The sequence below is a fragment of the Ruminococcus sp. 8Y-12 genome, assembly GCF_058119865.1.
The window spans coordinates 2723406-2734764 of sequence record NZ_CM176623.1 but is presented as its reverse complement, the minus strand read 5'-3'; the positions used below and the strand labels follow the sequence as shown (position 1 = coordinate 2734764).

The window sequence follows — 11359 nt, the reverse complement described above, 5'->3', positions numbered from 1 at the left end:
ACTTTCCCTTCCATTATAGCAGTTCTTCCAGAATTTGCAAGGCAGGCCACAAACTTTTCACAGGAGTTGTAACAGTTCAGCCAAGCTGCCCTGTTACCAGGAGTTAACGATTGTCATTACTTCCGGTCACGCCCGCGACTGCATTACAGATGGATGCGATTGCCCCGAAGAGAACGCCGGCAATAGGCCAGATAATCCATGTAGATCCCCATTTCATAGTCAGAAAACTCCACAGCAGATAAATACAGGTCACAACAGACCAGTATACCCCACCAATGGCTCCGATTACCTTTTCAGCCTTCTTTTCACGCTCTTTTTGCACTTTTTTTTCCCGATTATACTCTCCCTTCTGAAGTAAAACAGAGTAGGCGCTCTTCCTGATTCCCCCAAAGATGAATAAGAACACGCCGATGCTGACCACAAACAGGAGAATTCCGATGGCCACAGCCGCAGCCAGTTCACTTCCCCCAAAAAGCACTTCCACAGCGAATATGGGCATCACACTGATGATGCACAGAACCACTCCAACAGTAATGCAGGCTGTAAAGACTCCCTGAAATTCTTCCTCCTCTGTCCGCACATAATTTTCCGCCTCATAGTCCAGACTGAAAAGTTCTTCCTGTAAATATTTAAACTTTTCTGATTTCATTCCATTGTAGATAAAAATAGCCACTGCGGGGGCAACCATCAGAAACAATATCAAAAGTCCCACCCCACCTGCCACGTCTTCTATAGGTGTGCCGTCCGCAATACCTCCCAGAATGATCAACACAATAGGCGACCATATGCACAGCGCGACGCCTATGCCAATCCTGGTGCCAAAGGCATACTGGCCATCCAGATAGCGCCTGGCCTCCTCAATGCCTATCCGTCTGGCTTCTCCGGGCTCCTCTCTCTCTCCCTGTCTCTCCTTATGCACATAGGAAGATATCCCCAGACTCTCAGCCACCTCTTCCAGATTGCCGAACTCAGAAATCACGATCCCAATGGCTTCATTTTCCGTTCTGCCGGACGCTTTCAGTTCATTGTATTTGTCTTCCATCATCTGGAACAGCTCCTCTTTTGCACGCTCCACCTCCGGCGTCCTCGGCAGATTCATAAACATATTTTCTAGATAAATTTTGATTGTCTCCATACTTCTCCTCCTTTTACTCTGCTGGCTGCCCGCCCTCCCGGCGGCAGGCTTCCCGGCCAGCTATCATTTCAGAATGAAATGCTCCACCACTTCTTTTGTGAGCTGCCATTCTTCACATTTTTCCCTGTAGTACTCTCTGCCCTTCTCTGTGAGACGGTAGTAAGTCCGTCTTTTTCCATTTGTCTCATTTCCAAAAAGGGACTCAATAAAGCCGTTTTTCTCCAGCCTGGTAAACGCGGAGTACAGGGTGGTTTCCTTGATGACATATTTTTCCGCTGTCATCTCCCTGATCTTCTTGGATATCTCATAGCCATAGGACGGGCCGCCTATAAGAAGACAGAGGATGATGGTATCATTATAACCCCGCATTACATCACTACTGATCAACGTATCTCCCCTTCCTTCCGCTATTTTCCGACAGAACAGATGCGCAGTAAATCTAAACTTACTGAATACCTTTCCAGTATTACGTCTGTCGTACTATGTCTGTCGTAGTAATCATACTATAGCACGATTACTACGACAGGTCAAGTAATTTATGTTCCGGAATCCCATTTGTTGTAGCAGTTCAGCTTGGCTGAACTGTTACCGTTTGTTTCTCTCTCATCCAAAATCTGCTTTCCGGTATGATCCATGTGATAGTTTTCCTTATAGATCAACTGGGAGATTGGGACCAGTTCATATCCCTTTTCCCGCAGTGTTATTATGACAGTCTCCAGTGCCTTGGCCGTGTATTTGGCCCCATTATGCATCAAAATGATAGCCCCTCCGTCCAGGGCCTCATTCTCACACACGGTCTGAATGATACTCTCCACCCCGTAATCTTTCCAGTCCAGACTGTCCACAGACCACTGAATTGGATAATATCCATTTTCCCTGGCGTTTAAAACCACCGCATTGTCATAGTCCCCGTAGGGCGGGCGGAAAAGCTCCATCTCCACGCCAGTCAATGCCTTTACCTTCTCATGTACCCCCATGATCTCCTCCGTTTTTTCCTGGTCACTGAGCTGGCTCATATTTTTATGGTTCTGGCTGTGGTTACCCAGATCATGTCCTGCGGCATAGATCCGCTTTACATCCTCCGGATAGCTGTCCACCCAGCCTCCGGTCATAAAAAATGTGGCTTTTACCTGATTTTTTTCTAAAATATCCAAAATAGCCTGTGTATCCTCGTTTCCCCAGGCCGCGTCAAAGGAGAGCGCTACCTGCTTTTTGGGCGTATCCACACAGTAAATGGGAAGTTCACGTTCCCCGGCACGACTGCTGGCTGGTATACTCCCTGTGCCAAACCTCCAAAGGCCGGCTGCAAATAAAAGCGCAGCCAAACAGAGGACGCCCATACCCCTAAGGTAATACGTCCTCTGTTCCGGTTCCTGATTCTGTTTTCTTTTTTCCATAGCTCCCATTCCGTTCCCGTTTTATGGTTTCTATAGTATATGCAGAGAAGGCTGCTTCTTGCCCTCCTGTTTTGTTTTCATTGGCATCTGATCCATGGATACTGCCACCTACGTTTTCGCCATTCTACAGTTTTAGGTCATTGCAGCTCCATCCACGGAGAGAATCTCTCCTGTCACATAGGATGCCATATCGCTTGCCAAGAACAGAAACGCGTTAGCGACATCCTCCGGCTCTCCCACCCTTCCCAACGGGATAGTGGCAATCAATGGCTTGATAATCTCATCCGGAAGGGCTGCCACCATGTCGGTCCTTATTACACCCGGTGCAACTGCGTTTACACGAATATGATCTCTTCCCAGCTCCTTTGCCAAGGACTTCGTCAAACCGTTTACCGCAAACTTAGAGGCAGGATAGGCGCTTCCCGCTGACTGACCATACAGGCTCACCACAGAACTGGTGTTTAAAATCACGCCTCCCCCCTGCTCCCTCATGATCCTGGCTGCTGCCTGCGCGCATATAAACACTGCATTGATATTCAGGTCAATAGTCCGCTCAAAGTCTTCCACCCGGTAATCATACACACTGTCTCTGGCGGAGACGCCTGCATTATTCACCAGAATATCCACTCTTCCCCACTGCTGCCTCACCTGTTCAAATGCCTCCCTCACTTCCTGTTCGTTCAGCAGATTCGGATGCATTCCTATGACCTTTCCCTGTGCCGCCTCTTCCTTTAACTGCTCCAAAGCCTGATCCACAGTCTCTTTTCTGGAGCCAAACAGCGCCACTCTGGCTCCCTGCTCTATATATTTTTTTACAACGGCATAACCGATTCCCCTTGTTCCTCCTGTCACCACCGCAACTTTACCTCTCAGCATAGTCTTTCCTCCTTTTACTTATAATACTAGTAATTGTTACTATTATTATATCACACTTTTTCTTTTTGTCAATACCAACCAGGCAAGGAATATCTATCCACTCTTGAATCGTAACAGCTCAGACGGGTCCGGTCCGTTACAGGCTAAGGCGGACGCTTCCTCCGGCGCAGGGCTATGCTTCGTCTGAACTGTCACTTACCCACACAACTCCATCTGCCACCGGCACTCCTCCATCCAAAAGCGCAGGATAAATTCCCTGAGCCTTCCTCCTATTTCGGCCTCACACCGGTATTCTCTAGCGGGGATGCCACAGTATCGCCTTTCCTGGGTATAGATTACCCTAATATCCCAAATCTGGCGGATAATTCCCTCCTCGTCGCAGTACTTCAGAAAACGTGGAATCATTTTTCCTCCGCTGGTAAACCAGCAGTCACAGGCCACATCTCTTTGCTCCCTTTTTAATTTTCCCTCATCCGCTTCTTTTAACCCATATTCTATGCGAAACCCCAAAGTCACCTCCTCCTTTCCGCTATCTGGCCTGTCTGGGAACCCCTCCGCTCATATGGTCAATAGCAGTGTATTCCAAAAAGACGGCCCGCTGCAGTGCATCTCTCCCAAACCTGTCCCTAATGTTGTCTGCTGCCCGGTCTGCCATCTCCTCCTTTTCATAATTCCATTCCTCAAACAACCCCCTCTGGCGTATACCGTCCTGTTCACTGATCTTCCCAGTATGAATCCCCAGATGACGTATGGGGCTTCCATCCCACACCTCCTGAAACAGTTGAAACGCTGCCCTGCAGATCTCGTTTGTGATATCTGTGGCGTGTTCCAACACTCTCTGGTGGGAGATGACATGAAACTCCCAGTCTTTCACAGAAACGCTCACCACCTTGGCCTTCACCCCATCCCTGCGCAGCCTGGTGCCCAGAGTCTCTGACAGGGCCATCAAGACAATCTGCGCTGTCCTTTCGTCCCTCACATCAAAGGGGATGGTGGTGCTGTTTCCATATCCCTTGTTCCTGGGTGGTACTGGTTCCACCAGTGAGAAGTCCCTTCCGTTGGCAAACTGCCAGATGATCTCCCCCTGTTTTTTCAAGTGAGCCTTCAAAATCTGCGGATCTGCCTCTGCCAGCTCTCCGATGGTGCGTATTCCCAGTTGAAACAGTTTCCTGCGCGCTGCCCTGCCCACAAAAAATAACTCCCCCACAGGCAGCCTCCACATTTTTTCCTGCATCTCTTCCGGGAACAGGGTGTGCACCTGATCCGGCTTGCGAAAGTCCGAGGCCATCTTTGCAAGCAGCTTATTGGAAGAAATCCCGATATTCACTGTGAATCCCAGCTCCTCCCTGATCCTTCTCTTTACTTCTTCCGCAGCCTTCTCCGGTTTTTCTCCCAAGCCTGCTACCCCTGTCATATCCATATAGGCTTCATCCACAGAGTACTGCTCCACTGCCGGGGAGTATTCTCTCAGAATTGCCATCATGGCTTTGGAGCATCTCTCATACAGCTGATATCTGGGGGGAACCAGCACCAGACCGGGGCACTTCTGTCTGGCCTCCCCAATGCTCTCCCCTGTCTTTATCCCGTACCGCTTTGCGGGGATAGACTTTGCCAAAATAATTCCCCTTCTCATGGCCACATCCCCGGAGACTGCCGATGGAATCTGTCTCAAATCACGGAGCTCCCCCATCCTCTCCAAACGAAAAACCGCCTCCCAGGAAAGGAAGGCGGAATTGACATCCACATGAAATACAATATTTTCAAACATATGTTCTTCCTCCATATTTTTATTATAGAACACACGTTCTCGTTTTCAACCGGTAAAATCTGGTTATCTGCCCGCTCCTACAGAAACGGCAGTGTCTGCTGGACAAATCCGGAAACTCTCTGAAGAGGTGCCGGAACCTTGTGCAGCAAAAATTTCAGGCTCCCCTCATCCAAAAGCCAGGGCGAAACTTCCCCTTCCTCCAGCACCAGAGGCATCCGGTCATGCACATCAGAAACGGAATCATTTGCCTGGGTGGTCAGTATGACAAAACAGTCCTCCTCTCCGTAACAGTTCCAAATTCCACCCATGTAGAGCAGCTGTCCGTCTCTTCGTTCATAGCTCACCTTATTCTTTGCCCTGTCCCACTCGTAAAATCCTCTGGCCGGCACAATGCACCGCCTGTTTCTTGCACTCTCCTGAAACATTCTCTTTTCCAGAACTCCCTCAGAACGGGCGTTAAAGATGACTCCCTTTTTCTGAAACCCCGGAAATCCCCACTTCATGCTTTGAACCTCACATTTTCCCTCCCTGGCTCTTATCACCGTCCCTCTCTGAGCAGGATACACATCCGCCTTTGGTGAGGGAGACAGTTCCGGAAGCCTGGTATCTAAGCCCCTTACAATTCTTTCCATCTCTCTGGCTGTCTCATCATCAATATAATATCTGCCGCACATCTTCTCTGGCACACCCTTTCTTCTTCGTGGCTATTCTACATTCTCCATGTTTGGTTTAGTCCACACACGTCATAATATGTAGTATTTCCCTGTCTGTCTCCCGCATACCATCTCTGCCCAGGCGGCCAATATTTTTAATGGTATTCTCCACGCCCTTTGAGACCACGCCGTCTCCTCCGTAGAACTGCTGCCCCTCCAGATACATATCATATCCCAAGATCCCGGCGTCCACTGCGGTGGCGATCTTGGCCGCACAGGAAGCCTTGGCCCCGTCACAGATGATACCAGATGTAATTGCCAGTGTATTTACAATGGTGTGGGCGATCTCCCTGTACCTTCCGCCTCTCAGATAGGCAATCCCAGCTCCTGCTCCGGCTCCCGCGCTGACCGCTCCGCAGTAGGCGGAGAGTGACCCGATCCCTGTTTTCTGGTGAATGGCAGTCAGATTAGAGATAATCAGAGCGCGCAGAATGTCCTCCTGGCTGCTGCCCAGCTCTTTTGCAAACTCCAGTACGGGAAGGGAAACTGTCATCCCCTGGTTGCCGCTGCCGGAGTTGATCACCACTGGCAGCTCGCAGCCATTCATCCTGGCATCTGACCCGGCGGCTGCCCGGGCCTTTGCGCGGTTTTTCACACTGTCACCGTAGGATTTCAGCAGGACTGACCCAATATTCGCTCCGTAGTCCCCCTGAAATCCCTCCTCCGAGATGGCCGTATTGTAGGAGATCTGGCGTTCCAGAATCTCCCTCACGTCCTCCAGATCAGCACACTGTGCAAAAGCGCAGATATCCTCCACATTCAGCAGGCTGTAATCCGGTTCCCCACATCTTTTCTCCCTCTGTGACATCTCTCCTTCTGCAGCTTCCTCCCTTTTATCAGTGCTTTCCGCTTCTCTGTCCAACAGCACTTCTCCGTTTTTTTCCACCCGGATAATATTGGTATGCTTTCCCGCAATGCGCACAGAGGCCTTTGCCTCCGCCCCATATACGCGGACCTGAATATCCAGCAGGTACCCGCTCTGTGCAGGCTCCACCTGAATCTTTACCTGATTCAGATAGGCCGGCAGCTGTTCCTTTTTCTCCCGTGTCACAGACGAGAGCACTTCCAGCTCTTTTGCGGCATCCCCCGCCAGGATTCCAATCCCCACAGCGGCCTCGATTCCTCTCTGGCCTCCGGTGTTGGGTACCACTACACTCTTGACATTTTTAATAATATTTCCGCTGGCCTCCACCTCTATGCGCCCTGGCAGCTCTCCCAGGACTTCCCTGGCCTTTGCCGCACAGTAGGCCAGAGCGATGGGTTCTGTACAGCCCATGGCCGGAACCAATTCCTTCTTTAAGATCTCCACATAGGTTTGGTATTTCAGACTATTTTTCTCCATTGCGCCTCTCCCCTTTTTTCTTTCAGAATATCACAATCCCCCATTCAGTTCAATCCGCTAGTATAACGCAAAGTAAATCATCCTCACCGAACTGTATGATTATTTACCGGGAGTTATACTAGTATCCTCCTGCCTCTTCCTGCTCTCAAAATAAGCGAACCGCTCCACAGCTTCAAAAATGTCCTGGAATTCCTGCCTGGGTGCCAGCTCAATGTACCTCTTTAAAATCTCCTGCTCCCGTTTTCGGAATGGACCATAGAAGATATCAAAAAGATTATGCCCTCTCATGTATCTTTTGATCTCTTCCATATGCTCCCTCACCTGGTTCTCTGTCTGCAACTGAAATCCCAGCATTTCCGTCAAATGGCGGCCGCTGCGTATCCGGTACAGATATTCCTTCCACTTCTCCAAAAAGATATGGTAAAAATCATCCTCCTTTTCCAGGACCCCCACCTTCACCATAATTTCAGGATTCAAAAAGTAATTTTCAAAGGAGTAGTACTTTAAAATCAGCACATTCTTTCCCGTCACCCGGGGCAGGCGGTCCACATCCTCCAGACTTCGCTCCTCATAGTATTTGCACAGCCTTGCAGCCAGCTCCCCGGGGTCCTCCCCATCTCCGTCCCGGATCATAAGAAACTGGTCTCTCAGATAAATCTGGTTCATATATTTCAGGTTCGCATAGGTTTTGATATTCGTGCAGCTATTGGTGGTGATGATGGCAATCCGGGACAGCTTTCCCCTGCCATCATACATTTCAGAGTAGTTCTTCTCCAGAAGAAGCGGCAGACGGCTCTTATCCTGTTTTCCCTCCACAATAAACACAAAACTGACATTCATCAGGTCACTGGCGTTAAACCCTAAATCGTCCAGGATCTCATCCATGTCCACCTTCTCCCGCACAGTGGTGTAGTACTGTTCATCCAGCACCACCTGCCGGATCTGCCGGCTGCTAAAGTTAAAGATCATATTAGGAGAGTGAGTGGAAAACATGACCTGGTTCTTTTTTGAGAGGCGGTACAGGATGTCCTCCGCATTTTTCTGCAACTGGGGATGCAGAAACGTCTCAGGGTCTTCCACCAGGATTACGCTGGGCACCCGGTCCTCCCCCTCCGCGTAGGTCTCAAGAAGGGAAAGCATATAGATACTTCTCATGCCTTTTCCCATGCGCTCTATGGGCGTGGCAGTGTTTCTCTCCTGGTTAAATGCCTCCGCCTTCACGGTGCAGGCTTTCCCCATGTCGCAGCGCATCTCATAATGAATCTCGTCAAAACCCCCATTCCTTCTAAAGCTGCGGTTCAGGCGGGCTGAAAACTCTCTCAAATTCAATTGGGCCAGCTTGTATTCCAGCAGCTTGGCCGTCTCCACCGCACTCATCTGGGCAGGACTCTTTTGATTGATCAGGCCAACACACTGAAAGCATCTGTTGCACCGCTTTCCCTGCTCAAACATACAGGTATCTGAGCGGATCTGTTTTAGCTGTCTGTCCTCCTCAAAGGAGAGCAGATTCTCCTGAAGCTGCTTAAGCTTGCGGTCTGTACTGATAAAGTAGATCTTTGGAAGCACCTTTGGTATGTACGGGTTGTTTTTCTTGATTCCGTCGCTGTAGCGGACCTTCCCCTGGGCATTTGCCATATAGGTAAACTGCAGTTCCCCGTCATGGCAGGAGGGCAGCTTACGGCAGAAGTCCTCATACCACGCTTCATAGCGCTTATACTGGCTTACAATCCCATAGCGGTGCATTCGCAGAAGATCCTCCTCTGTCACAGACAGGGTTACATCGATCTCCACTTTCTGTCTCTTTTCATTAAAATCCTCTTCCCTGAACTTGTATGCACCGGCAACCGCCCGCACTGCCTCCAGCACAGCCGTCTTTCCAGTGTTGTTCTTTCCCACGAGAATCAGTGCATTTTCAATATCCGAAATCCTCATATCCCGGATATATTTAAAGTTTTTGATATGAAGGCTGGTAAACTGCATAAATGCTCCTCTTTGGCAAACGTGCTGCTGCCCTGTTGCTGGCTGTTTCATAGGACCTGTCTTTTCTTTCATTCATTTTAGTTTCATTATACTCTACTGTCAAGTGCCGCCATTTATGCAGACAGCTTTTCGTTACTGTTCACAGTAACAGCTTTTCCCCGGCAGCCATCTTCCATTCCGCCGCAATGCGATCCCGCCCGGAGGGCTTTTTATATCATAGGATTAGGGTGTCAAAAGGTCAGTGACCTTTTGACACCCTAATCCTATGATATAAAAAAGCGCTGCCGGGACTGTTCTTTCCTCTGTCCCGGCAGCGCATACACAGCTGCTTATTCTCTATACCAAATCCTCTGCCAGTTGGTCGGCCATTGCCTGGAGTTCACCCAACTGCTCTTCCCTCAGGGAGGACTTCAGAGTGATCTCATTTTCCAAAATCTCCACATTTTTCATTCCGGAAAGGATCTCTTTCATCTGCTTTCCAGCAGACGCAGCCCAGGTCCCGTTCTGGATCAAAGCGACCTTGCGGTTTTGGAGATTGTGCGCCTTTAAATCAAGCAGTACGGTCTCCATGTTTGGAAACAGCCCTGCATTGTAGGTAGGGCAGGCAAATACCAGATGGCTGCACCGGAAGGCTTCCGACACCAGCACTGAGGGATGGGTGTTGGACACATCATACATCACAATCCCCTTTATTCCCTTATCTGCCAGTTTACCTGCCAGGATTTCCGCCGCATTTTCCGTATTCCCGTAGATGGAGGCGTAGGCAATCATCACAGTCTTATCCTCCGGAGTGTAGCTGCTCCACCTCTGATATTTTTCCACGAACCAGCCAATGTTTTCTCTCCATACAGGTCCGTGCAGAGGGCAGAGCATGGCGATCTCAATGGTAGCTGCTTTTTTGAGCAGGTTCTGGACCTGCATGCCGTATTTCCCCACAATATTGGTAAAATATCTCCTGGCGTCCTCCAGCCATTGCCCCTCAAAATCCAGCTCATCTGCAAAGATATTTCCGTTTAAGGCCCCAAAGGTGCCGAACGCATCTGCAGAGAACAAAATCTTATCTGTAGTATCATAACTCACCATAACCTCAGGCCAGTGAACCATCGGCGCAAACACGAAGGTAAAGGTATGCCTTCCGGTACAGAGTGTATCCATCTCCTTTACCAGAACTACCCTGGAATCAATGTCAAAGCGGAAAAACTGTTTGATCATCCCCGCAATTTTGGCATTGCACACGATCTGTACACCCGGGTGTCTGCGCACCACCTCCTCGATCATGGCACAGTGATCCGGCTCCATATGGTTGATAATCATATAATCCAGAGCCCGTCCATCCAGTGCATATTCCAGATTTTCAAAAAACTGACCGCTCACAGAGTGGTCCACCGTGTCCAAAAGCACGGTCTTATCATCCATCATTAGGTAGGCATTGTAGGAAACGCCTCTGGGAATAGGGTAAATATTTTCAAAGAGGGCAAGCCTTCTGTCATTGCCTCCAATCCAGAACAAATCTTCTGTTATCTTTCTTACACACTGCATAATCCGTATGCTCCTTCCTCACTTCAAATGGTATTTAAAAGCTAGTATATCTAAATCACCGCTATTATATCAGAGTTTATTTCTGTGGTCAATTATTCGCCGCAGCCTGCTCCAGCTGAGATGTACAGTGAGGGCATCTCACAGCCTCCACGGAAATCTCACTTCTGCAGTATGGGCAGGTCTTTGTGGCAGGAGCAATGGGCTCCTCCTCATTCTTTTTCGCCAGCTTTGCCGCCGCTGCATTCAGCGCCTTGATCAAGGCAAAAATAATCACTGCCATAATCAGGAAGTTAATTACTGCAGTAATAAATTTTCCGTAATTCAGAGTCACCTCCCCCATAAGGTTCACGCTAAGCTGGTCAAAGTTTAAGCCTCCGAACAGCCCCAGAAGCGGAGAGATAATGTCATCCACCAGGGAGGACACAATGGCGGAGAACGCCCCGCCGATGATGACGCCCACGGCCATATCCATCACGTTTCCACGGCCGATGAATTCTCTGAATTCCCTCATAAATTTCTTCAAAATACATACCCTCTCTCTTTTGTATTTGGCTTTCTGCCGTCATTCCTATTATACAAAAGAGAAGGGTATTCTTCAATCCTTTTCTT

The 11359-nt window shown here is 49.2% G+C and carries 11 protein-coding genes; all 11 read right to left on the bottom strand.

The window, feature by feature from the left end; genetic code table 11:
• Positions 1 to 103 precede the first annotated feature (103 nt).
• A complete protein-coding gene (locus AC0THY_RS10140; protein WP_489990490.1) occupies positions 104 to 1135 on the bottom strand; it encodes a permease prefix domain 1-containing protein in 1032 nt (343 codons plus the stop codon).
• Between the two features lie 63 nt (positions 1136 to 1198).
• Positions 1199 to 1522: a PadR family transcriptional regulator gene (locus tag AC0THY_RS10135; RefSeq protein ID WP_489990489.1), complete on the bottom strand. Its 324-nt coding sequence runs from the start codon at positions 1520 to 1522 to the stop codon at positions 1199 to 1201.
• A 149-nt stretch (positions 1523 to 1671) separates the two neighbouring features.
• Positions 1672 to 2532, bottom strand: a complete 861-nt coding sequence (locus tag AC0THY_RS10130; protein WP_489990488.1) for a polysaccharide deacetylase family protein — start codon at positions 2530 to 2532, stop codon at positions 1672 to 1674.
• A 132-nt stretch (positions 2533 to 2664) separates the two neighbouring features.
• Positions 2665 to 3408 carry an SDR family NAD(P)-dependent oxidoreductase gene (locus AC0THY_RS10125; protein WP_489990487.1) on the bottom strand — a complete coding sequence of 248 codons (744 nt, stop codon included), beginning with the start codon at positions 3406 to 3408 and terminating at the stop codon, positions 2665 to 2667.
• Positions 3409 to 3603: 195 nt separating this feature from the next.
• Positions 3604 to 3918: a hypothetical protein gene (locus AC0THY_RS10120; RefSeq protein ID WP_489990486.1), complete on the bottom strand. Its 315-nt coding sequence runs from the start codon at positions 3916 to 3918 to the stop codon at positions 3604 to 3606.
• 19 nt (positions 3919 to 3937) lie between these two features.
• Positions 3938 to 5176 carry a DNA polymerase Y family protein gene (locus AC0THY_RS10115; protein WP_489990485.1) on the bottom strand — a complete coding sequence of 413 codons (1239 nt, stop codon included), beginning with the start codon at positions 5174 to 5176 and terminating at the stop codon, positions 3938 to 3940.
• Between the two features lie 77 nt (positions 5177 to 5253).
• Positions 5254 to 5862 (bottom strand): SOS response-associated peptidase, encoded by a 609-nt coding sequence (locus AC0THY_RS10110; RefSeq protein WP_489990484.1) that lies wholly within the window; start codon positions 5860 to 5862, stop codon positions 5254 to 5256.
• Positions 5863 to 5905: 43 nt separating this feature from the next.
• A complete protein-coding gene (locus AC0THY_RS10105; protein ID WP_489990483.1) occupies positions 5906 to 7231 on the bottom strand; it encodes an L-cysteine desulfidase family protein in 1326 nt (441 codons plus the stop codon).
• A 99-nt stretch (positions 7232 to 7330) separates the two neighbouring features.
• Positions 7331 to 9211 (bottom strand): ATP-dependent nuclease, encoded by a 1881-nt coding sequence (locus AC0THY_RS10100; protein WP_489990482.1) that lies wholly within the window; start codon positions 9209 to 9211, stop codon positions 7331 to 7333.
• A gap of 336 nt (positions 9212 to 9547) precedes the next feature.
• Positions 9548 to 10750 (bottom strand): FprA family A-type flavoprotein, encoded by a 1203-nt coding sequence (locus tag AC0THY_RS10095; protein ID WP_489990481.1) that lies wholly within the window; start codon positions 10748 to 10750, stop codon positions 9548 to 9550.
• Between the two features lie 88 nt (positions 10751 to 10838).
• Positions 10839 to 11273, bottom strand: coding sequence for a large conductance mechanosensitive channel protein MscL (gene mscL, locus AC0THY_RS10090; RefSeq protein ID WP_489990480.1), 435 nt, complete (start codon positions 11271 to 11273; stop codon positions 10839 to 10841).
• Between the last annotated feature and the right edge of the window lie 86 nt (positions 11274 to 11359).

Coding starts and splice junctions, on each gene's coding strand:
- AC0THY_RS10140 (WP_489990490.1), bottom strand. CDS start 1,135: ATGGAGACAATCAAAATTTATCTAGAAAATATGTTTATGAATCTGCCG.
- AC0THY_RS10125 (WP_489990487.1), bottom strand. CDS start 3,408: ATGCTGAGAGGTAAAGTTGCGGTGGTGACAGGAGGAACAAGGGGAATC.
- AC0THY_RS10095 (WP_489990481.1), bottom strand. CDS start 10,750: ATGCAGTGTGTAAGAAAGATAACAGAAGATTTGTTCTGGATTGGAGGC.
- AC0THY_RS10100 (WP_489990482.1), bottom strand. CDS start 9,211: ATGCAGTTTACCAGCCTTCATATCAAAAACTTTAAATATATCCGGGAT.
- AC0THY_RS10115 (WP_489990485.1), bottom strand. CDS start 5,176: ATGTTTGAAAATATTGTATTTCATGTGGATGTCAATTCCGCCTTCCTT.
- AC0THY_RS10105 (WP_489990483.1), bottom strand. CDS start 7,231: ATGGAGAAAAATAGTCTGAAATACCAAACCTATGTGGAGATCTTAAAG.
- AC0THY_RS10130 (WP_489990488.1), bottom strand. CDS start 2,532: ATGGAAAAAAGAAAACAGAATCAGGAACCGGAACAGAGGACGTATTAC.